The sequence below is a fragment of the Dickeya ananatis genome, assembly GCF_019464615.1.
Lineage (GTDB): Bacteria > Pseudomonadota > Gammaproteobacteria > Enterobacterales > Enterobacteriaceae > Dickeya > Dickeya oryzae.
This window is the reverse complement of sequence record NZ_CP040816.1, coordinates 4,268,821-4,292,531: the sequence shown is the minus strand read 5'-3', so window position 1 is coordinate 4,292,531 and position 23,711 is coordinate 4,268,821. Positions and strand designations below refer to the sequence as shown.

Below are 23,711 nucleotides of genomic sequence, written 5' to 3'. Positions count from 1 at the left end.
CGTTGTCACTGCCCGTTTTGTATACCGGCTACAGCATACAGGACTCGCCATCGGCCGGAATCAATACCCGATGCGACACGCCATGTTGCTGCACAAAATCCGCCAGAGCCGCACGACTCAACGCCGAATGGTTAACCGCCTCCATATGGCTGGCGATGAGGGTCGCATTCGGTGCGTGCTGCGCTACGCTCAGTACATCCTGCTGGTTCATGATGATTGACCCCAGGCCGACAATTTGTGCATCGCCGCAGTTGAGCACAATCACTTCCGGCACATAGTGATGCAAATTTTCCGCCACGTCCGCATTCCAGACGGTATCGCCCGCCAGATACAGCGTTTTTTCCTGTGGATGACGCAGCACGACGCCACACACCTGACCCAGCCTCTCGCCCAGTTTTTCCATAATGGCATCACTGCCATGCTGACCCGGTGTTTTACTCAGCGTGATATCGCCAAAAGTACTCTGCTCGCTCAGCAGCCGGACATCGCCAAATCCAGTGGCCCGAATCAGGCTTTGATCGTGCTCATGCTGGGTAAATATCGGTAATGATTTCGGCAGCCGAGCGGCGGCGACATCATCCCAGTGATCAAGATGCGTGTGGGTAACAATCACCGCATCCACACCGGCAAATAGCACCTCCAGCGTGACTGGCAAGTCTACCAGGGGGTTACGCAACTGACTGTTCAGCGTCCCCTCGAAACCGGGATAAGCGCCTTTGTCAGCCAGCATCGGATCGATGAGAAACGTTTTACCGGCGAAGCCAATTTTGAGCGTCGCATTTCTGATCTGGGTAATGTTCATAGCGGTATTCCTCTTTTTAAGACATACATGGCGGACTACCGTCATTCTGCTTAAAAAACCACATCACCAGTAGTGGCCCAAAGGTCATTTATCGCTACATTTGGGCCAATTCATTATTTTTCATTACACCGGAGCGCATTCACTCACTATCGATGCGATAATTAATAATTATTAATAAATGAAACTACTTCGAATTTATTTACTGTGCTTTTAATAAGAAAAAATTGTTATCCTTGAATGAATAAGGGCGCTATTATCCACTCTGACAAGCACGTCGCCGATTTATGTTAACCGTCTCCTTTATGGACAAAGGAAATAGTATGACTAATTTATTAGCCAACCCGCTCAATTTAAATGGATTTGCTTTTATCGAATTTGTCACCGATGACCCGGAAGCACTGTCGACATTATTCGTTTCTCTCGGGTTTACCTGTGTTGCACACCATCGTCACCGCGCTATTTCGCTGTTTCGACAAAATAATATCAACTTCCTTGTTAATAATACCGCTACCGGTTTTCCGCGAACCTTTTTGCAGGAACACGGTGCAGGGGCCTGCGGTATGGGGTTCTACGTCAAAGATGCACACCAGGCGTATGAACAAGCGCTGTTGTCCGGTGCCAGACCCGCAGAACAGGCCGCCAACCCAGGCGAAATTCAGGTACCGGCTATTGAGGGAATTGGTGGTTCAAAAATCTACTTCATCGAGAAATATCATTCGGATATCGATATCTTCGATATCGAATTTTCATTTATTCCCGGTGTGGAAAAAAATCCGAAAGGATTCGGGCTACACACCATTGACCACCTGACTAACAATGTCTATCAGGGAAGAATGAATTACTGGTCTGAATTCTATAGCCGGATATTTAATTTCCAACAAATTCGTTATTTTGATATTGCAGGCGAATACACCGGTTTGCACTCAAAAGCCATGGTCGCACCAGACGGAAAAATTCGTATTCCGCTGAATGAAGAAGCCGAAGGCAGCAATGGGCAAATCCAGGAATTCCTGCGTCGGTTTAATGGCGAAGGTATCCAGCATATCGCCATGCAAACCGATGATATTCTGACGACACTCGATCAGTTGCGTCAGGCGGGATTACCGCTGATGACCGCGCCGTCCGAAACCTATTACCAGATGCTGGAAGAGCGCCTGCCTGGCCATGACCGGGATACCGCTGCCCTGCAAAAACGCGGTATTTTGCTTGATGGCAACACCCATAATGGGCAGAAGAAACTACTGTTGCAGATTTTCTCGGAAACCCTCATCGGCCCTCTGTTTTTTGAATTCATAGAGCGGGATGGTGACGAGGGCTTTGGCGAAGGTAACTTCAAAGCGCTGTTTGAATCCATGGAGCGCGACCAACTGGCGCGCGGTGAAATCAAAGTGACGACAGAAGCAGTCTAATCCCTGCTTTTATCAGGCGCGGCCTTGCATGAGCAACACAAGGCCGCCACAGTCTGAATATCGATCGTCTGCCAGCGGCATTAGCGATTAGCGCAACGGATACTCCAGGCTATTCCTGTGCCACCTGTTTCAGACTGTCACCTTCCAGCCGGTAGCGGATCCACTCGTTTTGTGGGGCAGCGCCCAGACTGTCGTAGAAATCGATGGCGGGCTGATTCCAGTCCAGCACACTCCATTCCAGCCGCCCGCAGCCGCGTTCAACCGCCAGACGCGCAATGTATTTCAACAACGCTTTACCCGCGCCGTAGCCACGATAATGTGGCGAGACATACAAATCTTCCAGATAAATACCGTTGCGCCCAAGCCAGGTGGAGTAACTACTGAAGAACACCGCAAACCCTATTGGCTCGCCGTTCCATTCGCAGATCAGTGCCTCGGTAGACGTGCCTTCACCAAACAGCGTTTGCTCTATTTCCTGCTGATTGGTCTTCACCTCATGCAGCGCTTTCTCGTACTCTGCCAGTTCACGAATAAAATTCAGGATGGTGGCGGAATCCTGCTGCACCGCCCAACGGATATGTAAGGTCATAAGAAGATCCCAGTGAATCAAAGTGGAAACGATAACCGGGAAGTGAGAAACGGGAAAGAGAAAACGCCACCTTCCCGCATCGTCATATCAGTAAGACATCAGGACTCATCGTCCAGACGCGAGGCTTGTCGGCTGCACACCAGCCATACACCGACAATAATTAGCGCAATAGCCAGCAGCTTGCCGGTACTAAACGTATCAGGGAAGATGGGCATCGCCACCGCCAGTCCCCATACCAGCACATAGCTGAGGCTCAGCAGCGGGTAAGCCCGGCTTAGCGGCAAAAAACGTAAGGCGTTAAACCAGCTCAGCATTGAGAATGCATACGCCGCCAACCCCAACAGCACCGCCGTAGCCGCGATCGGTAATACCAGCATGGCGAACATAAACGGCAACGGTTCCGTCAATGAGGGAAGCTGAGACATTCCCCATTTCATCGACAGCTGTGCCGCACTCACCAGCAACACGCTCAACAACGCCCATCCATAGCCTTTCACGCGCTCCCTCCCATCAAGATGACACCGATAACAATCAGCGCGATGCCTGCCCACTGCCGCAGGCTGATGGCTTCCCGCCATAGCCAACGCGCGGCCAGTGCAACCAGAATGAAATTCAGGCTCAGCATCGGATACGCCACGCTCACCGCCACACGTTGCAGCACTGCCAGCCACAGCAGCATTGCCAGCCCCAGCAACAGCAGGCTTACTCCCATCCATAACAGAATATGGGCACGACGTGAACGGCCACCGCTCTGCCAGCTGGCGGCCTGTTTTTGGCTAAGCTGACCGGCGCAGGTCAACAAACTAACCAGCAAAATCAGCAGATAATTGATCATTGCTGGCGATACCACAATAAGGCAATACGCCCTTTACGGTCAGTGTAATCCGCAGGTGGTAAGCCGGTGATCGGATCAGTTGCCGAAGAGAATATCAACACCAACGAGACATTACCTTCATGGCGATGCGCCGCCAGCCAGTCGGCAAATTCGCTGGCAGACACCATGCGATCCGCGCTGTCTGGATACGACAAGCCATATTCCAGCTCACCTTGATTATCGTACATCAGAATATCGCTGCGCTTTTGTTCCCAGGCCGCCGCCGACGCGATGCCCACACTGTTGGCCAGAATGTAACGACTCTCTGCCAGGTGAGAGGCCACCTCCGGTGCACGCAGGAACCACTGCGGATGTTTACTCTCTACCACTCGCTGCGGGATCGCCATGCCAACCAGCAACGCAATACCCAGCGGGCAGACCGCCGCCCAATGCCAGCGCGTCGCCGCCTGACGCGACGTCCACCAACCAATCAAACCCCAGAACAAAAACGCTACAACGCCCAACGCCACCTTGGCGCCTTCCTGAGGTTGATAGAGCGGACGATGCGACAGCCCCCACGGGGCCAGTACCAGTACAACAATCAACGCACACAGCACACCAAACGCCAGATTGATCCAGCCGTTGACGGTGAGCATCTTCGGGCTAAGCAGCGTGGTGGCACGTCGGGCCATCAGAATCGCCAGTGGTGCGAAACAAGGCAGAATGTAAGTCGGCAGTTTTCCTTTGGCGATGCTGAAAAACAGGAATGGCATCACCACCCAGCCTAACAGGTAAAACGCACCACTCTGCTGACGCCGCTCGCGCCACCCCTGTAGCAATGACGACGGCAGCAAAGCCAGCCACGGCAATACCCCCGCAACCAACACTGGCAGGTAGTACCAGAACGGCGCTTTATGCTGGGCATTCTTAGAATCGGCGAAGCGCTGAATGTGCTCAATCCAGAAGAAGTAGTGCCAGAAATCCGGCTCCTGGCGCGCGATAGCCAGCGCCCACGGTAGCGACACCACTACCGCACTGATAATCGCCAGCGGGCCATACAGCAGCACCTCTTTCCAGCGCCGCTCCAGCGTCACCCACGGCAGCACGGCAATCACCGGCACCGCCAACGCCAGAAAGCCCTTGGTCATGAAGCCCATGCCGCACACTACGCCCAGTAGCAGGTAACCACCGATTTTACTGCTGCGAGTAGTGGCCTGCGCGGCTCCCCAGAAACTGCACATCGCCGCCGCCAGCCACAAGGTGACGATAGGGTCGAGCACCGCATAGGTACCGATGCCATACACCAAAAAACAGCTCAGGTAGATAGCCATCGCCAACAGCGAGGTACGCCGCTGCTGCCACAACCGCTGCGTCAGCCAGTAAATCAGTCCTGCCGTCAGCAAGATGGAAAACACCGAACCGGCACGCACACCGGCGTTATTATCTCCCAGCAGCCACTGGCCGATGTTATTCACCCAGTAACCGGCGATCGGTTTTTCAAAATAGCGAATACCCAGAAAATGTGGGGCAATCCAGTTGCCGCCCGCCAGCATTTCCCGGCTGATCTCCGCATAACGGGTTTCATCCGGTTGCCATAACAGACGGCCATTGAGGGGAATAAAGTAGTAGAGCAGTAACAACGCCAGCCATAGCGTTGTTTGACGTGCGTATTTCATCAGGCCGCCTCCACGGTCTGCTGACATCCCAACCAGCCATCGCGTCCGGCGAGAGAACCCCGCACCACGCGTCCGACCGGCAACGTAGTGGTATCATCCGGCAGCAATTCACTGAGCGGACAAAAGCGAATGCCCTCCTGCTCCGCCAGAGCCAGCAACTCGCTGAACTGATCGCTCATCACAATACCCTCCACTTCGGCATGGATGGTATAGACCGGTGTACCCTGATCCTGATGGATTTTATCCAGAATATAGCGGTTGAAATCAGCGGCATTGGTTTCCCGGCCAACCGCTTCATCCCAGGTCGGCAACGTGACCGGAATCTGTACCGTACCGGTGCTGCCGTCGTTAAGTAACGGGCGGAACGGCGCGGTACCGCGACAATCGCTATTGTAGCGAAAGCCAAACCGCTGTTTGGCTTCGACGGCGGTTTGATCCGCACGCCAGCCTGCCACCGCGGAGCAGATGACCGGTTCGCCGGTAATCGACTGCAACGCGTCGTAGGCAAGCTTGATCTGTTGTTCCATTTTGGCCTGATCCCACACCCCGGCCCAGGTTTGCCAGGCGAAGTGATCCCAGGCGTGCAACCCAACTTCATGTTGCCGGGACGCGGCAACAATCGGGTCCGGCAGACCACGGCCGATCACCCGACCCGGCCAGGCGGTGCCCGCCAGCAGGATATCCCAGCCATACAGCGATGCTGCGCGCGAGCGCAGCATCTTCCACAAAAATACCGGGCGGATCAGGCGCCAGAGATGGCGCCCCATGTTGTCGGGACCGACACTGAAGAAAAAGCTGGCCCGAACGCCATAGACGTCCAGCAACTCCAGCAAGCGGGGGACCCCCACCCGCGTGCCGCGCCAGGTATCAACGTCGATCCGTAACCCTACTTTTCTCATTCGCCGTCCTGACTGAATTGACCGGTTTCAACAGTCTGGAGGAAGAAGTCCAGCGTTTCAGCCACGGTTTTTTCCATCTCGATAGTCGGCTGCCAATGCAACAGGCGCTTGGCGTTGCGGATGCTGGGCTTACGATGCTCCACATCCTGATAGCCTTTACCGTAGTAGCTGCTGCTTTCTACTTCGCGGAAACCGGCGAACGGCGGGAACTGGTTACGCAGCGGATGCTTCTCGAAGCTCTCCAGCAGCATTTCCGCCAGCTGGCGAATGCTCGCTTCGTTTTCCGGGTTACCGATGTTGATGATCTGACCATCACACACGCCGTCTTTATTCTCGATGATGCGGAACAGTGCTTCGATACCGTCTTTGATGTCGGTAAAGCAGCGTTTCTGACGACCACCATCAACCAGCTTGATAGGCGAGCCTTCCACCAGGTTCAGGATCAACTGGGTGATAGCACGGGAACTGCCGATACGCGCAGCATTCAGGTTATCCAGACGCGGCCCCATCCAGTTAAACGGACGGAACAGGGTGAAACGCAGCCCTTCTTTTTCGCCGTAAGCCCAGATAACGCGGTCCAACAGCTGTTTAGATACAGAGTAAATCCAACGCTGTTTGTTGATAGGCCCGACGATCAGGTTAGAGTTGTCTTCGTCGAATACCGGATCGGTACACATGCCGTACACTTCAGAAGTGGACGGGAAAATGATGCGTTTTTTGTACTTCACGCAATCACGAATGGTTTTCAGGTTTTCTTCGAAATCCAGCTCGAACACACGCAGCGGGTTGCGGGTATATTCGATAGGCGTGGCAATCGCCACCAGCGGCAGCACCACGTCGCATTTCTTGATGTGGTATTCGATCCACTCTGAGTGGATGCTGATGTCCCCTTCCACGAAGTGGAAGCGCGGGTTATCGAGGAAACGCTCGATAGCATCGGAGCTGATGTCCAGACCGAACACTTCGTAGTTATCTTCCTGCAACAGACGCTCGGTCAGGTGGTTACCGATAAAGCCATTCACCCCGAGGATCAGCACACGGGTACGACGCTTCACACTCACCACCGGCGAGTTGTTGAGGATAGCGCCGGTCACCAGACCCAGGCTTTGGGCCAGTTGCGCGCCTTGCAGATAAATACCGTTATCCCCCTGACCGGTCACGATCTCCAACGCGTCGTTACCGCAAGCAACCACCAGCGGTGACGTGCTCAGCACGGTGCCCGGTTTGGCAGCGGCAAAGTCAGTACGCACTTTCGCCTGCCAGATAATGAACTTGGTAGTACCGACAAAGCTAAATGCGCCCGGCCACGGCTCGGTCACCGCACGTACCAGGTTGTACAGCGCACGTGCCGGTTTCTGCCATTCAATGCGGCCATCTTCCGGAGTACGGCGGCCCACATAGGTAGCCTGGCTTTCATCCTGTGGAATATCATTCGCTTTACCTGCCGCTATAGCTGGCAGGTGGTCTTTCAGCAACTGGCTGGCGACGTCACGCAGCTTATGATGCAGACTCAGCGCGGTATCGCTCTCGTCGATAGCCACACGCTGTTGCGCCACGATATTACCGGCATCGGCACGCGCGACCATACGGTGCAGGGTGACGCCGGTTTCAGTTTCACCGTTAACCAGCGCCCAGTTCAGCGGTGCCCGGCCACGATAACGCGGCAGCAGCGAACCATGCAGGTTGTACGCACCATGGGCTGCGCTTTGCAAAATAGCGTCGCTCAGCAGGTGGCGATAGTAGAAGGAGAAAATCACGTCCGGCGACATCGCAGCGATGCGCTCCACCCACAGCGGGTGGTTGACGTCTTCCGGTGCGAATACCGGGATACCCAGTTCCGCTGCGGTACGGGCTACCGATCCAAAAAACTGATTTTCTGCGGGATTATCCGCATGAGTAAATACCGCTTCTACGGTATAACCCGCTGCCACCAACGCGCGGAGTCCCACGCAGCCAAAATCATGATAGGCAAAAACAACTGCTTTCATTCTTCATTGTCCTGTTCAGAAAATCGTGGATCATTGCCAACAATACGTTGAATAAAATAGCGGGGACGCGCGCGAACATCGTTGTAGATTCGTCCGATATATTCCCCAAGTAGCCCCATGCCGACGAACTGGGCGCCGATAAAGGAAAACAGGACGGCAAACAGTGTGAACACACCGTCCGCTGCCCAGGCTGCGCCGAAAAACAGACGCATCAGAATCAACAACAGCGCCAGCGTGAAACCGGAAATCGCAATGACGCTGCCCACAACGCTCAACAAGCGCAGCGGCGTCGTTGTCAGGCAGGTCACCAGGTCGTACATCAGGTTAATCAGTTTCATGAAGCTGTATTTGGAATCACCAAATTCACGCTCAGAATGGCGCACCAGAATTTCAGTCGTGCGACGGGCGAAAGTATTAGCGAGAATTGGGATAAACGTACTGCGCTCATGGCAGTGCAGCATCGCGTCGATGATATGGCGGCGATAGGCACGCAACATACAGCCATAGTCGTTCATCGCCTTGCCGGTAGTACGCTGAATCAGGTGGTTGATCATGCGTGACGCGGTTTTGCGAAACCAACTGTCCTGACGATTCTCACGGATGGTGCCCACCACGTCATACCCTTGCTCCGCCGTGCTCACCAGTCGGGGAATTTCCTCCGGCGGGTTTTGCAAGTCAGCATCCAGCGTGATGATAAGATCGCCCGATACATGGCTGAACCCCGCCATGATCGCCGAATGTTGGCCGTAGTTACGATTGAGTATCACCGCCACCACATGGCTGCCCGGTGCCTGCGCGGCTTCGGTCAGCATTGCGGCAGAATTGTCACTACTGCCGTCGTCTACCAGCAGGATTTCATAATCCTGACTCAATTGCTCACAGGCGGTGGTAGTACGACGAATCAGTTCCGGTAAGCTTTCCTGCTCGTTGAAAACCGGGATCACCACCGAGACTTTATTAATTGCTTCCATGTCTGACATCAGTGTTTCCCCGCCAGTTCAGTTAACGCCTCTACCACCCTGTCCACATCCTCGTCATGCATATCCGGGAACAACGGCAGGGAGCAGATACGCGCTGAGTTCCAGTCGGTATTCGGCAGATGCAGGTTGGTGAAACGCTCACGGTAATATTTCTGAGTATGTGCGGCGCGGAAATGCAGGCCGGTGCCGATATTACGCTCTTTTAACGCCTGCATCAGGCCGTCGCGATCGATACCGCAACGCGCTTCATCTACCCGAATAATAAACAGGTGCCAGGCGTGCTGATGCGGCCATGACGGCAGTGACAGCGGCTGGAATGGCAATGACGCCAATTTTTGCAGATAACGCTGGGCCAGCGCTTCGCGGCGGGCATTATTAGCAGCCAGTTTGTTCAGTTGTACCAGCGCAATCGCCGCACTGATATCCGGCAGGTTGTATTTGAAGCCCGGCGACACCACTTCCGCCTGCGGCGCACGCCCCTGCACCATGCGATCAAAGGCGTCGACCGCCAGACCGTGGAACTTGAGGCTACGAATACGGTTGGCCAGTTCGTCGTCGTCCGTTACCACCAAACCGCCTTCAGCGCAGGTCATATTTTTGATGGCATGGAAAGAGAAAATCGCCGTACCTTCGCCGCCAACGTGATGACCACGGTAGTAAGTGCCAGCCGCATGGGCCGCATCTTCAATTACCGGAATACCGTGGCGACGGCCGATGTCTCGAATCGCGTCGATATCGGCCGGCGCACCAGCATAGTGAACCGGGATAATGGCTTTGGTTCGGGGAGTAATGGCCGCTTCAATCGCTTGTGGTGTCACCATCAGATTGTCGCGATCCACATCCACCATGACCGGTTCAGCACCGAGCAGTACGATCATATTCAGGGTGGAAACCCAGGTCAGCGACGGTGTAATAACCTCATCGCCCGCGCCGATCCCCAGCGCCATCAGGGTGACATGCATGCCCCCCGTCGCAGAACTCACGGAAATGGCGTGTTTCGCGCCGGTCAGTGCAGCAAACTGTTGTTCCAGTTCCTGATTTTTAGGGCCAGTGGTAATCCATCCGGAACGAAGAACCTGCTCGACTGCGGCAAGCTCTTCCTCACCTAACGCGGGGCGTGAGAAAGGTAGAAAATCAGCCATGTAAAAATTCACTCTCAGGTTAAATCGATGATTGTTGGTATGGCGAGATAATATTTTAAACGCTCTGGTAACACCGCCGTCCCGCCATCAGAATCGGAGCTGGGGATAAATACGTCAGGGGAAACCACTCCTTAGGTCCTTGCGCAGCATAAGTAGAAAAGCAATTAGTGACAGACATATGACTATCAACAATATCACCTGTCTGACAATTAGCAGACGAGCATAACGCAGATTTCTTAGTTGAGTATTAAGACGCTTTTTTTCAGGCGATGTTCAACCCGCAAACCACAATTCACGGTGCAAACGCTATTCGCAAAACAAATCCACTCTATGGGAGGATAACAAGCCATGCTTAAACCCATCGTCAATAAAAATAGAGTTCAATGATGATAGCCACGCATATAAGCACACGAAATATAATATTTTTTCGTGATAAACATCACGCAGACATCAAAACAAGACAATAATTACGCTTTCTTGCAATATTATTAATGCCCATCGAAATAGAAATAAATCTTATTTATACCGATTGCTTATCTTGCTATGAAATTTACTGTACTGCGCAATGCATTGCGGAATAGTAAACAGATATAGCACGTTACTTTCACTTCAGCCGCGACCACTCTCTCGCTTTTTCCTCATATCCTTTAATTATCATAAACAAAGCATAGCCAGATTTTATGATATGACAACCGTTCAGGAAGAAACGTCATCGCAACAGACAGGATAAACGCTATCGGTACGATACCGACGCGTCTGCTACTCTTTTTCTTCTTACGCTTCTTCTGTTACTGGCAGCGCTTCTGTTACTACACTGTTGCTGCAAAGCCCGCCGGTTTTACATCCTCTTATCTTGTCAGGAGATATTTCCATCTTTTTTGATAACTGCATGAAAGTTTTTGGTTATTTTTACCTCACTTTATCTGTTCTATATCAAGATTTACGCCGATCCGAGCCGTTAGGATAAACGTCATTAACTGAGGGGATCGTTATTTTTTCTCCTGACGAGACAGGTACCAGGCCCCTTCCAGAATCACTTTTTCAGTGACCCGCTCAGACTGGTTTCGTCTCTTTTCTTCTGCCCCGGCAGACAATGCCGACGTCATACAGCCTGTCATCACAACAGACATCCCGCATCGATTAAGTTAGTAAATGCTTACTTAATTCGATAAGAGTTCGCCTGAAAATGTGAGCGGGTCATACGCACACCCATGCTGTACATGTCGGGAGAGGATATGAATCAGTTTGTTATCGCAAATGCGAAGGATTGTATCGGCTGCAATGCCTGCGAGATTGCCTGCGTGATTTCCCACAATCACGGGCGTTATCCGGAAAACAGGGAAGATTTCCACCCCCGAATCAGGGTTTATCATCAGGGTGATCAACACACAGCGGTAACCTGCCGCCACTGTGAGGACTCACCTTGTGCCAGGGTATGCCCTACACAAGCGCTGGTCAGAAAACAAGACGGTATTCAACTGATCGCCGAAAAGTGCATTGGTTGCAAAACCTGTGTACTGGCGTGTCCGTTTGGTGCCATCACCGTCGAAAATCAGGCGGGGGGTGCCAGCGCGCATAAATGCGATCTCTGCATCGGTCGCCCGGAAGGGCAAGCATGTGTAGAAGCCTGTCCCACACAAGCGCTTCATCTTGTAAGTGAACACTCACTTAAAGAGCAGCGTCGGGAAAAGCAATTGCGTATGGCGCAAACCGGTATCCCCGGCTCACCGCGGGCTATTCCCACCTTTGCCGCCACGGCGTGCCGTCCGCTGGACAAACGGAAGCACTGGCCACGCCGGGATGCGGTCAAAAAACCGCTGGAAGAACGGGTCGCCACGTTTAACGAAATCTATCATGGCTTCAACGCAGAACACGCTCACGATCAAGCCAGCCGCTGCCTGCATTGTGGTCAGCACGCCATCTGCGAATGGACTTGCCCACTGCACAATAACATTCCCGCACTACTGCAACTGGTGCAGGAAGGACGCATTCTCGATGCCGCCGAGTTGTCACACCGTACCAGCAGCTTGCCGGAAATCTGCGGTCGGGTCTGCCCACAGGACAGGTTATGCGAAGGTGCCTGTACATTGGGCCGGGGTTATGGCGCTGTCACTGTTGGTAATATCGAGCGTTATATCACTGATACCGCGATGAGCATGGGCTGGCAGCCAGACCTAAGCCAGGTTCCCCCCACCGGCAAACGCGCGGCCATTATCGGTGCCGGACCGGCCGGACTGGCTTGCGCCGACGTACTGGCACGCCACGGCGTACAAGCGGTGGTTTTTGACAGGCATCCTGAAATTGGCGGGTTACTCACCTTCGGTATTCCGGCTTTCAAACTGGATAAATCGGTGTTGGCACGGCGTCGGGAAATATTCAGCGCAATGGGGATCGAATTCCGCCTGAATACCGAAGTCGGCACCGATATCAGTATGACGCAGTTACTGGCGGAATTTGACACGCTGTTCCTTGGCGTCGGCACCTACCGCTCCATGAAAGCGGGTCTGGAAAATGAGGAAGCCCCCGGCGTCTATGACGCACTACCGTTCCTGATAGCCAATACCAAGCATGTGATGGAATTACCGGCATTACCCAATGAGCCTTATGTATCAATGCAAGGTAAGCGGGTGTTGGTACTGGGCGGCGGCGACACCGCGATGGACTGCCTGCGCACGTCGATTCGTCAGGGAGCGACCTCCGTTACCTGCGCCTATCGGCGTGATGAAGCCAACATGCCGGGCTCACGTAAAGAGGTGAAAAACGCCCGTGAAGAAGGCGTGGAATTTATCTTCAATGTTCAGCCACTCAAGATTTACCTGAACGATGATGGGGCAGTTTGCGGTGTCGGCCTGATTCGTACCGAAATGGGCGAACCGGACGCCAGTGGTCGCCGTCGGCCCAAACCCGTGCCAGGCTCTGAATTCGTGCAACCTGCGGATGCGGTGATCACTGCATTTGGGTTCCAGACACATAGCATGCCGTGGCTACAACATGCCCATATCTCGCTGGACCGCTGGGGCCATATCACGACAACGCCTGTTGATGACAGATACCCCCGCCAGACCAGCCATCGGCAGGTATTCGCTGGCGGTGACGCGGTACGGGGGGCTGATTTGGTGGTCACCGCTATCGCGGATGGCCGTAAGGCTGCACAAGGTATGCTGCGAGTGATGGGGCTGGAGAGTCAGGACATGTCACTGCCGGTCAGTACGATGGCGCAACAGGAGAATCGGTTATGAATCAGTTTGTGATCGCAGACGCCGCCAAATGTATTGGTTGTCGTACCTGCGAGATTGCCTGTGCCGTCGCCCACGCCGGTGGCAACCAACAAAAATTGAATAAATCGCATTTTTTTCCGCGCCTTAAAGTAATAAAAAATGCTAACGTGAGTACACCAGTACTGTGCCATCAGTGTGAAAACGCCCCCTGCGCCAGCGTTTGTCCGCACGATGCGCTGGTGCGGCATCAAGACAGTATTCAGGTAATTTCATCGCGGTGTATTGGCTGTAAAAGTTGCGTAATCGCCTGTCCGTTCGGCGCCATCGATGTGGTGACGCCCGCATTCGACGGCGAGACATCTGCCCCCTCGCTATCAGGCAGTGAAGTTCATAAATGCGACCTGTGTATCGGCGTTGCCGATAGCCCGTCCTGTGTGCGTGTGTGCCCAACATCGGCATTAACACTGGTAACACCGCAGGCACTGGCCGAGCGGGTTTATGAAAAGCAGCAATGCTCCGCATGGAATCACGCAGATATCCGTCTGCGCTGAAGTCTTTATTTGCCCGTGATGCCAGGATGCGTTCACGGGCATGCCGCACTGTATTGACATGATGTGATGTCAGTCCGATTTTGTTTCAAGCAAAATAAAATCAGTTTTAATAAAAAGTGCTTTTTGACGTATTCTGCTCAAACAAGGATAATTATCGCCGATTTCTCCGTCAGTTTTTCTTTGGCACGGATATTTGTCTGACCATTTGCGTCGGAAATAAACTTCACTGAGCAGTTATTCTACTAAAAATTATCAGGTTTTTTTCGTTGGCATCATGGAGTGAATATGACCTGTCATTTCGTCAGGTGGGCAAGCACGGAAGCGTTACCCGATCTGCAACGGTTATCGGATGACCTGATTTCATCCACGCATAGCTTTTCAGTGAAGCGCCGCGAGCGTTATCTGAAGAGCCGCGCGCTGTTGGCAGAAATGATGTTTTATTTTTTCGGTTATCCAGTACTTCCACCTTTAATGGTCTCGCCTAATGGCAGACCCTGTTTTGTCGATCCGCATCTCCCCGACTTCAGCCTTGGCTACGCAGGAAATACCATCGCAATCCTGCTTAGCGAAGAAGGTAAAGTGGGAATGGATGTGGAAATTGTCCGCGTCTGGAGTCGTGAAACGCCACCCCACCTGCAAACACAAACCCATGCAGAAAAAGCCTGGATTGACGCTCAGATAGATCCGTTGGAAGCCGCTACCCAGCTGTGCACCATCCGTCAGTCGGTACTGAAAATTCCCTGCTTCAATATCGGAGGGCCAGAATCGCTCAAATTGCATCCCGCCTCGGGTCGCCTGCGCTCCCGGCATATTCCGGATGTGGAAGTGATAAGCGACATCGATGATTATCTGGCCTGGGCTTGCGCCCATACCCCGCGTCTTGATCGGTTGGTGATGTGGAATTACACCTCGGCTTATGGCATGCGCAAATCCGGTGAAATCATCCAGCAACAGCGTCAGTCGCGGCGCTATATCAAACTCAGCAGCCACGCGACGGAAAACGCGTCCGCGCAGTATGTGATGTAACAGGCAAGGCAAGCGCAGGAAAACATTCCAGTAACGACATCATCAATAGCGAGCCGGGTTACCCCGGCTCACCGATGATTAGTGGGCGTCGATAAACACGATCTTCAGCAGGAACAACACCGCAACCACAATCACACACGGGCTGATGTCGCGCCAGCGACCCGTTGCCGCTTTCATCACCGCGTAGGAAATAAAGCCCAACGCGATACCTTCTGTGATCGAGAAGGAGAACGGCATCATCACGGCGGTCACAAACGCGGGTACGGCTTCGGTCAAATCGTCCCAGTTAACGCGGGCCAGGCTGGACGTCATCAGCACACCAACATAAATCAGCGCACCCGCAGCCGCATAGGCCGGTACCATCCCTGCCAGCGGCGACAGGAACATCACCAACAGGAACAATATCCCCACCACGATGGCCGTCAGGCCGGTACGGCCACCGATGGAAACACCGGAAGAGCTTTCGATGTAGGCAGTCACGGACGACGTACCGATAAATGACCCTACCACCGAACTGATACTGTCGACATACAGCGCCTGTTTCATCTGCGGGAATTTACCGCGAGCATCCACCAGGCCTGCTTTGTCGGTCACGCCAATCAGCGTGCCGGAAGAGTCAAACAGGTTCACCAGCATGAAAGAGAAAATCACCCCGGACAGACCGATATTCAGCGACCCGGCCAAATCAACCTGCCCGACGACATTGCTGACGCTCGGCGGCATGGAAAATACGCCGGTGAATTTCACATCTCCCAACAACGCGCCCAGCAGCGTGGTGACCGCGATGGAGATCAACACCGCCGCATGAATATTACGCGACGCCAGCACCACGATAATGAAAAAGCCCAGCACACCCAACAGCACGCTATGCGAAGTCAGCTTGCCGACCGACACCAGCGTTTCCGGGTTCGGCACAATAATCCCGGCGTTTTTCAGGCCAATCATGGCGATAAACAGACCAATACCGCTGGCAATACCCAAGCGCAAACTGAGCGGAATATTGGCGATCATCCAATAGCGAACCTGGAATACCGTCAACAACAGGAACCCTACCGAGCCCCAGAAGATAGCGCCCATCGCAACCTGCCACGGCAGGCCCATGGTGCCGACCACAACGAACGCGAAAAAGGCGTTCAGGCCCATGGCAGGTGCCAGCGCAACCGGCAGATTGGCCAGCAATCCCATGAAAATACTACCAAAAGCAGCGATAAGACAGGTGGTAACAAACACCGCTTTGGTGTCCATCCCTGCCGCGCCCAGAATCTGCGGGTTAACGAAAACGATATACACCATCGTCAGGAAAGTCGTGAACCCGGCAATGGTTTCAGTACGAACGGTGGTGCCGTGTTGCTTCAATTTGAACACGCGCTCCAGCAGCCCTTGCTCAGCAACGGAACCAGACTGAGATTTATCCATGATAAATGACCCAAAGAGAAGAAAGGAAAGATAATCGCCCGGTATCCTATACCAAAATACGGAGCAGTTAATGCACCCGTCAGCTTTTTTTTCCCAACGATAACTATTTTCTATATCTCCTGCCTGTTCGCTGCGTTTTCCCTTTACTTCCTGACGGGAAAACGTTTGTCCGCTACAGAAGTCACACCCCGTAACCGGCTTATTTTCGCAACCATCGCATTATCCAGTCAGTCAGGTAAAGTGGGGGTTTTGGTCCCCTGATAAGGAACGCCCATGTCCCAGATTGAATGCGTATTTTTCGACTGTGACGGTACGTTGGTCGACAGCGAAGTCATCTGCTGCCAGGCCTACGTCAATATCTTTATTCCCCATGGCGTACAGCTACCGCTGGATGAGGTCATCAAAACCTTTAAAGGAATGAAGCTCTACGACATTATCGACTGCATCAGTGAACGTTTTGGTCTGACGGTTTGTGTGGAAGACATGGAGCGTCATTTCCGTCAGGAGGTCGCGCGGCTTTTCGATCTTTCGCTACAACCGATCCCTGGCGTGAAAGAGGTGCTGACAGCGCTTCGGACGCCGAAAGCGATCGTCTCCAATGGTCCGGTCAGCAAAATGCAGCATTCCCTCGGGTTAACCGGCTTGTTGCCGTTTTTTGGCGAGCATCTGTACAGTGGCTACGATATCGGTAAATGGAAGCCGGACCCGGCGTTATTGCATCACGCCGCACAACAGATGGGGGTAACGGTGGAAAACTGCATTCTGGTGGAGGATTCCGTCTCCGGCACACAGGCTGGCATCGCCGCCGGTATACCGGTGTTCTACTACTGTGCTGACGAGCATAACGCGCCTATCCATCACCCGTTGGTGACGATGTTTCACGACATGGCCCAGCTACCCACGCTGTGGCAGGACAAGGGATGGGCGTTGACGACGACTCCCTAACGCTACCACGCCCTGCCTGATGCGTCAGGCCACTTCACGCAATGGGGATTCAGGTATGCCAGTTGCCCGCCGTCGCCACACTCGCCAGCGACGGGCAGGTTTCGGCCCGGCATGAAAACGCCGGCTGACCCCCTGCGCCAACAAATCCAATGACAGACAAAAAATAAAATAGACCAGCGCGATAAACAGAAACACTTCTGTCGGGTAAACCATACTGCGGTTATTCACTTGCGTTGCCAGAAACGTCAGCTCACCGACACCGACAATGTAAGCCAGCGATGTGTCTTTAATCAGGGAAATCCACTGATTGATGAACGACGGCACCATCATGCGCAGTGCCTGCGGCAATACGATATGCCACAGTGTTTGCCAGCGCCCTAACCCGAGCGACATCCCCGCCTGCCACTGACCCAGGCCTATCGCCATGATGCCCGCTTTCACGCCATGTGCCAGATAAGCCGACGCGATCAGCGCCAGCGCGCACACCACCGTTGTGATTTCGGGAATATCGACGCCAAACACGATAGGCAACAGAAAGTAAGTCCAAAAAATCAGCATGATCACCGGAATCGCCCGGAAAAAACCCAACACCACAGCCAATAGCCCGCCAGCCCAGCCGCGCAACATCGCCAGCGCGACCCCCAGCACCGTTCCCAGTATTGCCGAGGTCAGTCCGGCCATCAGGCTAAGCACCAACGTCAACGCCGCTCCCCCCAACGGGCCATCGGGATAGGTGCCCCACATTAGGTAACTAAAATTGTCGCGAATGATTGAAAAATCCATCTCAATGCCCCCTGACTGGCTGCCGATGTTGACGCCACTGTCCCCAACCTTCCATCAGGGCAATCACCGCGATATAAAGCACCGTGGCAACGCCAAACGCCTGAAAGGTGCGCAGCGTTTCCGTTTCCACCTGCCGGGAGGCGTAAGACAGCTCGGCCACACCGATGGCCATCGCTAGCGATGAGTTTTTGACAACGTTCATATACTGACCGAGTAACGGTGGCAGAGCGATACGCAGCGCCTGTGGCAACACCACATAGCGCATCGCCTGCCAGCCGGTTAGCCCTAACGCGCAGGCGGCATACTTCTGACCGCGCGCCACACCAGCGATACCGGCACGCACCTCTTCAGCGATAAACGCCGCAGAATACAGCGTCAGGCCAAACAACCCGGCCAGGAACTCAAACGACGGCATATTCAGCCCAACCAGAGCAAGCACATGCGGGCGGTTAAGCCATTGCATTACTCCCTCTGGCAGCAACTGGGCCGCACCGAAATACCAGAAAAACAATTGCACCAGCAGCGGGGTATTACGAAACAACGCGCAATACGCTATCACCGGCCAGCGTAGCCACCGCGTACGGCTGTCACGCGCGGCGGCCAGTATCAGCCCTGACAGTGTTGCCAGCACCACAGTCGCCGCCGCAATACCCAGCGTGACCTGAAACCCCTGCCACAGCCATTGCAGATACTGAGGTGCCAGCAGCGTGTCAGCCAGCCATTGTTGGAAAGATTGAGCAGTTATCATCAGCAAGAAGGCCTCTGGGAGAAGACCAGAGGCGAGCCATCATCAGGTAAGAAATCCGTAATATCACCGCCGGACAGCGAAGGCTGTCACCACGCACTGAATGTCGCAACGAACTTAAGCCTTGGGCTGTTGTTCCAGCGGTGCAATCTTGAAGTCACCGCGCGGCTGGGCAGACGGCGTTTGCGGCCCAAACCAACGGTTATAAATCTTCACAGCGTCGCCCTGTTTTTCCAGATTCAGCAGGATATCGTTAACTTTCTGCGTCAGACGATCTTCACCCTTCGGCAAGCCGATACCTTGATACTCTTTGGTGATGCTAAACGGAGAAATTTCAAAATCGGCTTTCTGCACCGGTGCCAGGTTGCCCAGCAGACCAACCAGTTTGGCGTCATCCTGCGTGATAGCCTGCACGTTGCCGTTACGCAGTGCGGCGAACGCCAGCGGGGTATCGTCGTAAGAAATCACTTTTGCCGTCGGGTAATGTTCACGCAGGGTGATTTCCTGCACGGTGCCTTTATCCGCGCCAATGCGCAGGTTTTTAAGGTCATCCGGCGTTTTCAGCACGCCTTTGCGGGCGATGAATTTCTGCCCGGTCGCAAAGTAGGGCACACTGAAATTGACTTGTTTAGCGCGCTCATCAGTGATGGTGAAGTTGGCGGCAATCAGGTCGACTTTTTTCGAGGTCAGCAGCGGAATGCGGTTAGCCGGGTTGGTGGCGCGCAGTTCCACCTTGACGCCGAGCGCGTTACCGATGGCTTGTGCGACGTCGACATCGTAACCCACCAGTTTTTTACTCTGCGGGTCGACATAACCAAACGGTGGATTGCTGTCGAATACCGCGACTTTCACGACACCGGCTTTCTGAATGTCATCCAGCTTGTCAGCCTGCGCGTTACCCGCCAGAGAAACCAAACCCGCCAGAAGAGAAAATGCCAAAAGAGATTTTTTCATTTTTTATCCGCCTGTAGCCGTTATTTATAAAGAATGATGAGTGGATAACCACTTGTTAATTCAATAAATGCAGGCTAACAGCGGCTAGAGTGCGCCGGAAATAATATAAACACCCATAATATGAACTTATGTTATATCCGCTCAGTGGCAACCCCCGCTGACAGCAACGGCGACATGGCGTTACTCATGACAACGCCCCGAAAACGGGGCGTTGTGTATGCATCAGAAACCAACCGGGCTTATTCCGATTGGTGATTTTCCGGTTTGTCGGCATCGTTCTGTGCCAGCATTTTTTCCAGTGCGTCGCCACCCAGATGACGAAAATCCTGGCCTTTGACGAAGTAGAAAATGAACTCGCAAATGTTCTGGCAACGGTCACCGATACGCTCGATGGAACGGGCGCAGAACAAGGCGGTCAGTACGCTGGGAATGGTACGGGAGTCTTCCATCATGTGGGTCATTAGCTGACGCACAATGCCTTCGTACTCTTTATCCACCTTCTTGTCTTCCATATAGATGCGTTTGGCTTCATCCAGATCCATACGAGCAAACGCGTCCAGCACATCGTGCAGCATCTGCACAGTGTGGTTCCCCAGCGACTCCAGGCTCACCAGCAGCGGTTGATGCTGATGAGAGAACTTCTCCAGCGCGGTGCGGCAGATTTTATCCGCCACATCGCCGATGCGTTCCAGCTCGGAGATCGTCTTGATGATCGCCATGACCAGACGCAAGTCACTGGCCGTCGGCTGGCGCTTGGCGATGATACGCACGCACGCCTCGTCGATAGCCACTTCCATCATGTTCACTTTGGCGTCACCTTCAATGACGCGCTGCGCCAGTTCCGCGTCCCGGTTATGCATCGCGGTAATGGCGTCGGTCAGTTGCTGTTCCACCAGCCCGCCCATGGTCATCACCTGGGTGCGAATGCTTTCCAGCTCGGCATTAAACTGACCGGAAATATGTTTATTTAGATTGAGATTGTCCATGATACTCCCGTAATCAACCGTAACGACCGGTGATGTAATCTTCGGTCTGTTTCTGCCGTGGCGCGGTAAACAGAGTATCGGTATCACTGAACTCAATCAGCTCGCCCAGATACATAAACGCCGTATGGTCGGAACAACGCGCTGCCTGTTGCATGTTATGCGTCACGATCACCACGGTATAGTCTTTCTTTAATTCAGAAATCAGCTCTTCGATGCGGCCGGTAGAGATCGGATCCAGCGCCGAACAGGGTTCATCCAGCAGCAGAACGTCTGGACGAATGGCAATGCCGCGGGCGATACACAAACGCTGCTGTTGACCGCCGGACAAGCTGTAACCGCTCTGGTGCAACTTATCCTTGGTTTCCTGCCACAGTGCCGCTTTGGTCAGCGCCCACTGAACACGCTCGTCCATCTCTGCACGCGACAGCTTTTCAAACAGCTTCACCCCAAAGGCAATATTGTCGTAAATAGACATCGGAAACGGCGTCGGCTTCTGGAACACCATCCCCACCTTGGCGCGAAGCAACGCGATATCCTGGCTATCGGTCAGAATATTGTTGCCATCCAGCAGAATATCGCCTTCGGCACGCTGCTCAGGATAGAGCTGATACATTTTATTCAGGGTACGCAGCAAGGTAGATTTACCGCACCCCGACGGCCCGATAAAAGCCGTCACCTGATTTTTGGCAATATCCAGCGTGATGTTTTTCAGCGCATGAAATTTTCCATAATAGAAGTTCAGATTGCGCACCTGGATTTTGCTGGCGGATGTCTCTGTGACCATACTCATCAAGACTTCTCTCTTCTGGCGAACGCCGCCTGTGCGACGCCCGGATATTCATTTAATGTTGCGTTATTAAGGTGTCTTTTTAGCGCGCTGTTAATGTGATTTTTTGGCGAACAGTACACGCGCCAGAATGTTCAGCAGCAGCACACACAGGGTAATCAGCAATACCCCGGCCCACGCCAGCCCTTGCCACTCTTTAAACGGACTCATCGCAAATTTAAAGATGGTGACCGGTAGGTTGGCGATCGGCTGCATCAGATCCGTACTCCAGAACTGGTTCGACAACGAGGTAAACAGCAGCGGTGCGGTTTCCCCGGCGATACGCGCTACCGCCAGCAACACCCCGGTGATGATGCCGGATACCGACGCTTTCAGGGTAATGGCCGAGATCATCTTCCATTTCGGCGTCCCCAGTGCGTAAGCCGCTTCACGCAGACTATCCGGCACCAGTTTCAGCATGTTTTCAGTGGTACGGATAACGATAGGCACCTGCAACAGCGCCAGCGCAATCACCCCGGCCCAGCCGGAGAAGTGTTCCATTTTGGCCACCACCAGCGTGTAGACGAACAGCCCCACCACAATCGACGGTGCTGACAGCAGGATGTCGTTAATAAAGCGAATCACTTCCGCGATCAGCGACTTGCGGCCGTACTCCGCCAGGTAGACGCCCGCCAGAATCCCCAGCGGCGTGCCAAACAATGTTGACCACAGAATTAACAGCCCACTGCCGACAATCGCGTTGGCCAAACCACCACCCGCCGTATTCGGCGGCGGCGTCATTTCGGTAAACAGCGACAGCGACATGCCGTCAATGCCTTTAGTCACGGTGGACATCAGGATCCACACCAGCCAGAACAAGCCAAACGCCATGGTCAGCATCGACAAAAACAGCGCGACGCGGTTTTTCTGGCGGCGCCAGGCCTGCATCTTGCGGCGGGTTTCCATCGTGTCAGAACGGTTTTCAATACCAATGCTTGCCATTAGCGTGCTCCTTCGTTTTTAGCCAGACGCATAATCATCAGCTTCGAACAGGCCAGCACGATAAACGTAATCACAAACAGGATCAGGCCCAGCTCCATCAACGCGGCGGTATGCAACCCGGTATCCGCTTCGGCAAATTCGTTAGCCAGCGCAGAGGTGATACTGTTGCCCGGCATATAAAGCGAGAAACTATCAAACTGGTACGTGTTGCCGATGATAAACGTCACCGCCATGGTTTCGCCCAACGCACGGCCCAGCCCCAGCATCACGCCGCCAATCACGCCGTTTTTGGTAAACGGCAGCACGATGTGCCAGATAACTTCCCAGGTGGTACAACCGATGCCATACGCCGACTCTTTCATCATCACCGGCGTTTGCTCGAACACATCGCGCATCACCGCGGCAATGTAGGGGATTATCATGATAGCCAGAATCACCCCGGCGGCCAGAATACCGATACCGAATGCCGGACCGGAAAACAGCGTGCCGACCAGCGGAATACTGGAGAGCACATTGCCCACCGGTTGTTGGAAATATTTAGCAAACAGCGGGGCGAACACGAACAACCCCCACATGCCGTAAACGATACTGGGGATAGCGGCCAGCAATTCGATTGCCACGCCCAGCGGACGTTTCAGCCAACCTGGCGCCAGTTCTGTCAGGAACAACGCGATACCGAAACTGATGGGGATGGCGATAATCAGCGCGATCAGCGAGGTCACGATGGTGCCGTAAATCGGTACCAGCGCGCCAAATTGTCCGGCGGGCGCATCCCACTCTTTGGTCCACAGAAAGGAGAAACCAAACGTTTTGATGCTTGGCCATGAGGCAAAAATCAGGGAAACGATAATTCCGCCCAGCAGCAGCAACGTCAACAGGGCCGCCAGTCTGACCAGCGCCCCGAACAGTATGTCGCCCTGTTTTCCCGGAGGTGTAATAGTTGGCTTTTGCTCAGCCATACGTCTCTCTTCTTTCAGATAACTACGTCTTTGCGATAATTGGGGGAGCCCCCAACCAATG

At 53.7% G+C, this 23,711-nt stretch carries 24 protein-coding genes; 5 read left to right on the top strand and 19 right to left on the bottom strand.

What is annotated here, in order from left to right; genetic code table 11:
- Positions 1 to 28: 28 nt before the first annotated feature.
- Positions 29 to 802 (bottom strand): MBL fold metallo-hydrolase, encoded by a 774-nt coding sequence (locus FGI04_RS19140; RefSeq protein ID WP_342699142.1) that lies wholly within the window; start codon positions 800 to 802, stop codon positions 29 to 31.
- A 320-nt stretch (positions 803 to 1,122) separates the two neighbouring features.
- Here FGI04_RS19140 and hppD point away from each other — a divergent pair, with 320 nt between their 5' ends.
- Positions 1,123 to 2,211 (top strand): 4-hydroxyphenylpyruvate dioxygenase, encoded by a 1,089-nt coding sequence (hppD, locus tag FGI04_RS19135; protein WP_407322117.1) that lies wholly within the window; start codon positions 1,123 to 1,125, stop codon positions 2,209 to 2,211.
- A gap of 109 nt (positions 2,212 to 2,320) precedes the next feature.
- On the opposite strand, the gene FGI04_RS19130 is transcribed toward hppD, so the two are convergent.
- The 10 genes from FGI04_RS19130 to FGI04_RS19085 all read right to left on the bottom strand — a co-directional run bounded on the left by FGI04_RS19130 (position 2,321) and on the right by FGI04_RS19085 (position 11,420).
- Positions 2,321 to 2,800, bottom strand: coding sequence for a GNAT family N-acetyltransferase (locus tag FGI04_RS19130; RefSeq protein WP_153508482.1), 480 nt, complete (start codon positions 2,798 to 2,800; stop codon positions 2,321 to 2,323).
- A 98-nt stretch (positions 2,801 to 2,898) separates the two neighbouring features.
- Positions 2,899 to 3,297, bottom strand: a complete 399-nt coding sequence (gene arnF, locus FGI04_RS19125) for a 4-amino-4-deoxy-L-arabinose-phosphoundecaprenol flippase subunit ArnF (protein ID WP_342699145.1) — start codon at positions 3,295 to 3,297, stop codon at positions 2,899 to 2,901.
- Entirely contained in the window at positions 3,294 to 3,635 is a 342-nt protein-coding gene (gene arnE / locus FGI04_RS19120) for a 4-amino-4-deoxy-L-arabinose-phosphoundecaprenol flippase subunit ArnE (protein ID WP_038906138.1), read from the bottom strand. Before arnE ends, arnF begins: the two co-directional genes overlap by 4 nt.
- Positions 3,632 to 5,290 carry a lipid IV(A) 4-amino-4-deoxy-L-arabinosyltransferase gene (arnT, locus tag FGI04_RS19115; protein ID WP_407274290.1) on the bottom strand — a complete coding sequence of 553 codons (1,659 nt, stop codon included), beginning with the start codon at positions 5,288 to 5,290 and terminating at the stop codon, positions 3,632 to 3,634. Before arnT ends, arnE begins: the two co-directional genes overlap by 4 nt.
- On the bottom strand, positions 5,290 to 6,189 hold the full coding sequence (gene arnD, locus FGI04_RS19110; protein WP_012886792.1) for a 4-deoxy-4-formamido-L-arabinose-phosphoundecaprenol deformylase: 900 nt from the start codon (positions 6,187 to 6,189) through the stop codon (positions 5,290 to 5,292). Before arnD ends, arnT begins: the two co-directional genes overlap by 1 nt.
- Positions 6,186 to 8,177: a bifunctional UDP-4-amino-4-deoxy-L-arabinose formyltransferase/UDP-glucuronic acid oxidase ArnA gene (gene arnA / locus FGI04_RS19105; RefSeq protein WP_407274291.1), complete on the bottom strand. Its 1,992-nt coding sequence runs from the start codon at positions 8,175 to 8,177 to the stop codon at positions 6,186 to 6,188. The genes arnD and arnA overlap by 4 nt, the downstream gene beginning before the upstream one ends.
- Positions 8,174 to 9,157: an undecaprenyl-phosphate 4-deoxy-4-formamido-L-arabinose transferase gene (arnC, locus tag FGI04_RS19100; RefSeq protein ID WP_248588705.1), complete on the bottom strand. Its 984-nt coding sequence runs from the start codon at positions 9,155 to 9,157 to the stop codon at positions 8,174 to 8,176. Before arnC ends, arnA begins: the two co-directional genes overlap by 4 nt.
- On the bottom strand, positions 9,157 to 10,299 hold the full coding sequence (gene arnB, locus FGI04_RS19095; RefSeq protein WP_012886789.1) for a UDP-4-amino-4-deoxy-L-arabinose aminotransferase: 1,143 nt from the start codon (positions 10,297 to 10,299) through the stop codon (positions 9,157 to 9,159). Before arnB ends, arnC begins: the two co-directional genes overlap by 1 nt.
- A gap of 114 nt (positions 10,300 to 10,413) precedes the next feature.
- Positions 10,414 to 10,497 carry a Hok/Gef family protein gene (locus FGI04_RS19090; protein ID WP_407274704.1) on the bottom strand — a complete coding sequence of 28 codons (84 nt, stop codon included), beginning with the start codon at positions 10,495 to 10,497 and terminating at the stop codon, positions 10,414 to 10,416.
- A gap of 791 nt (positions 10,498 to 11,288) precedes the next feature.
- Positions 11,289 to 11,420 carry a hypothetical protein gene (locus tag FGI04_RS19085; RefSeq protein ID WP_258235588.1) on the bottom strand — a complete coding sequence of 44 codons (132 nt, stop codon included), beginning with the start codon at positions 11,418 to 11,420 and terminating at the stop codon, positions 11,289 to 11,291.
- A gap of 114 nt (positions 11,421 to 11,534) precedes the next feature.
- On the opposite strand from FGI04_RS19085, the gene aegA reads away from it, so the two are divergent.
- The 3 genes from aegA (at position 11,535) to FGI04_RS19070 (ending at position 15,094) form a co-directional block, all read left to right on the top strand.
- The gene (gene aegA / locus FGI04_RS19080) at positions 11,535 to 13,538 is read left to right on the top strand and encodes a formate-dependent uric acid utilization protein AegA (protein ID WP_407274877.1); all 2,004 of its coding nucleotides are present in this window, start codon (positions 11,535 to 11,537) and stop codon (positions 13,536 to 13,538) included.
- On the top strand, positions 13,535 to 14,068 hold the full coding sequence (locus FGI04_RS19075) for a 4Fe-4S dicluster domain-containing protein (RefSeq protein WP_012886787.1): 534 nt from the start codon (positions 13,535 to 13,537) through the stop codon (positions 14,066 to 14,068). The genes aegA and FGI04_RS19075 overlap by 4 nt, the downstream gene beginning before the upstream one ends.
- Before the next feature lie 285 nt (positions 14,069 to 14,353).
- Positions 14,354 to 15,094, top strand: a complete 741-nt coding sequence (locus tag FGI04_RS19070; protein WP_342699149.1) for a 4'-phosphopantetheinyl transferase family protein — start codon at positions 14,354 to 14,356, stop codon at positions 15,092 to 15,094.
- Positions 15,095 to 15,172: 78 nt separating this feature from the next.
- Here FGI04_RS19070 and FGI04_RS19065 read toward each other — a convergent pair whose 3' ends face one another.
- Positions 15,173 to 16,510 (bottom strand): NCS2 family permease, encoded by a 1,338-nt coding sequence (locus FGI04_RS19065; protein WP_038926759.1) that lies wholly within the window; start codon positions 16,508 to 16,510, stop codon positions 15,173 to 15,175.
- Between the two features lie 273 nt (positions 16,511 to 16,783).
- Here FGI04_RS19065 and yieH point away from each other — a divergent pair, with 273 nt between their 5' ends.
- Positions 16,784 to 17,455 (top strand): 6-phosphogluconate phosphatase, encoded by a 672-nt coding sequence (yieH, locus tag FGI04_RS19060; RefSeq protein WP_407274292.1) that lies wholly within the window; start codon positions 16,784 to 16,786, stop codon positions 17,453 to 17,455.
- A 24-nt stretch (positions 17,456 to 17,479) separates the two neighbouring features.
- Here yieH and FGI04_RS19055 read toward each other — a convergent pair whose 3' ends face one another.
- The 7 genes from FGI04_RS19055 to pstC all read right to left on the bottom strand — a co-directional run bounded on the left by FGI04_RS19055 (position 17,480) and on the right by pstC (position 23,650).
- Positions 17,480 to 18,238, bottom strand: a complete 759-nt coding sequence (locus FGI04_RS19055) for an amino acid ABC transporter permease (RefSeq protein ID WP_342699152.1) — start codon at positions 18,236 to 18,238, stop codon at positions 17,480 to 17,482.
- A gap of 1 nt (position 18,239) precedes the next feature.
- A complete protein-coding gene (locus FGI04_RS19050; RefSeq protein ID WP_342699153.1) occupies positions 18,240 to 18,986 on the bottom strand; it encodes an amino acid ABC transporter permease in 747 nt (248 codons plus the stop codon).
- Positions 18,987 to 19,100: 114 nt separating this feature from the next.
- Positions 19,101 to 19,937 (bottom strand): ABC transporter substrate-binding protein, encoded by an 837-nt coding sequence (locus tag FGI04_RS19045; protein ID WP_342699154.1) that lies wholly within the window; start codon positions 19,935 to 19,937, stop codon positions 19,101 to 19,103.
- Positions 19,938 to 20,176: 239 nt separating this feature from the next.
- On the bottom strand, positions 20,177 to 20,923 hold the full coding sequence (gene phoU, locus FGI04_RS19040; protein WP_342699155.1) for a phosphate signaling complex protein PhoU: 747 nt from the start codon (positions 20,921 to 20,923) through the stop codon (positions 20,177 to 20,179).
- Between the two features lie 13 nt (positions 20,924 to 20,936).
- A complete protein-coding gene (pstB, locus tag FGI04_RS19035; protein WP_012886779.1) occupies positions 20,937 to 21,713 on the bottom strand; it encodes a phosphate ABC transporter ATP-binding protein PstB in 777 nt (258 codons plus the stop codon).
- 90 nt (positions 21,714 to 21,803) lie between these two features.
- Positions 21,804 to 22,691 (bottom strand): phosphate ABC transporter permease PstA, encoded by an 888-nt coding sequence (gene pstA, locus FGI04_RS19030; RefSeq protein WP_210194301.1) that lies wholly within the window; start codon positions 22,689 to 22,691, stop codon positions 21,804 to 21,806.
- The gene (pstC, locus tag FGI04_RS19025; protein ID WP_016941645.1) at positions 22,691 to 23,650 is read right to left on the bottom strand and encodes a phosphate ABC transporter permease PstC; all 960 of its coding nucleotides are present in this window, start codon (positions 23,648 to 23,650) and stop codon (positions 22,691 to 22,693) included. Before pstC ends, pstA begins: the two co-directional genes overlap by 1 nt.
- Positions 23,651 to 23,711 lie beyond the last annotated feature (61 nt).

What these genes read in the sequence shown, in the direction of transcription:
- FGI04_RS19140 (WP_342699142.1), bottom strand. Translation starts at nt 802, where the DNA reads ATGAACATTACCCAGATCAGAAATGCGACGCTCAAAATTGGCTTCGCC.
- hppD (WP_407322117.1), top strand. Translation starts at nt 1,123, where the DNA reads ATGACTAATTTATTAGCCAACCCGCTCAATTTAAATGGATTTGCTTTT.
- FGI04_RS19130 (WP_153508482.1), bottom strand. Translation starts at nt 2,800, where the DNA reads ATGACCTTACATATCCGTTGGGCGGTGCAGCAGGATTCCGCCACCATC.
- arnE (WP_038906138.1), bottom strand. Translation starts at nt 3,635, where the DNA reads ATGATCAATTATCTGCTGATTTTGCTGGTTAGTTTGTTGACCTGCGCC.
- arnT (WP_407274290.1), bottom strand. Translation starts at nt 5,290, where the DNA reads ATGAAATACGCACGTCAAACAACGCTATGGCTGGCGTTGTTACTGCTC.
- arnD (WP_012886792.1), bottom strand. Translation starts at nt 6,189, where the DNA reads ATGAGAAAAGTAGGGTTACGGATCGACGTTGATACCTGGCGCGGCACG.
- arnA (WP_407274291.1), bottom strand. Translation starts at nt 8,177, where the DNA reads ATGAAAGCAGTTGTTTTTGCCTATCATGATTTTGGCTGCGTGGGACTC.
- arnC (WP_248588705.1), bottom strand. Translation starts at nt 9,157, where the DNA reads ATGTCAGACATGGAAGCAATTAATAAAGTCTCGGTGGTGATCCCGGTT.
- arnB (WP_012886789.1), bottom strand. Translation starts at nt 10,299, where the DNA reads ATGGCTGATTTTCTACCTTTCTCACGCCCCGCGTTAGGTGAGGAAGAG.
- aegA (WP_407274877.1), top strand. Translation starts at nt 11,535, where the DNA reads ATGAATCAGTTTGTTATCGCAAATGCGAAGGATTGTATCGGCTGCAAT.
- FGI04_RS19075 (WP_012886787.1), top strand. Translation starts at nt 13,535, where the DNA reads ATGAATCAGTTTGTGATCGCAGACGCCGCCAAATGTATTGGTTGTCGT.
- FGI04_RS19070 (WP_342699149.1), top strand. Translation starts at nt 14,354, where the DNA reads ATGACCTGTCATTTCGTCAGGTGGGCAAGCACGGAAGCGTTACCCGAT.
- FGI04_RS19065 (WP_038926759.1), bottom strand. Translation starts at nt 16,510, where the DNA reads ATGGATAAATCTCAGTCTGGTTCCGTTGCTGAGCAAGGGCTGCTGGAG.
- yieH (WP_407274292.1), top strand. Translation starts at nt 16,784, where the DNA reads ATGTCCCAGATTGAATGCGTATTTTTCGACTGTGACGGTACGTTGGTC.
- FGI04_RS19055 (WP_342699152.1), bottom strand. Translation starts at nt 18,238, where the DNA reads ATGGATTTTTCAATCATTCGCGACAATTTTAGTTACCTAATGTGGGGC.
- FGI04_RS19050 (WP_342699153.1), bottom strand. Translation starts at nt 18,986, where the DNA reads ATGATAACTGCTCAATCTTTCCAACAATGGCTGGCTGACACGCTGCTG.
- FGI04_RS19045 (WP_342699154.1), bottom strand. Translation starts at nt 19,937, where the DNA reads ATGAAAAAATCTCTTTTGGCATTTTCTCTTCTGGCGGGTTTGGTTTCT.
- phoU (WP_342699155.1), bottom strand. Translation starts at nt 20,923, where the DNA reads ATGGACAATCTCAATCTAAATAAACATATTTCCGGTCAGTTTAATGCC.
- pstB (WP_012886779.1), bottom strand. Translation starts at nt 21,713, where the DNA reads ATGAGTATGGTCACAGAGACATCCGCCAGCAAAATCCAGGTGCGCAAT.
- pstA (WP_210194301.1), bottom strand. Translation starts at nt 22,691, where the DNA reads ATGGCAAGCATTGGTATTGAAAACCGTTCTGACACGATGGAAACCCGC.
- pstC (WP_016941645.1), bottom strand. Translation starts at nt 23,650, where the DNA reads ATGGCTGAGCAAAAGCCAACTATTACACCTCCGGGAAAACAGGGCGAC.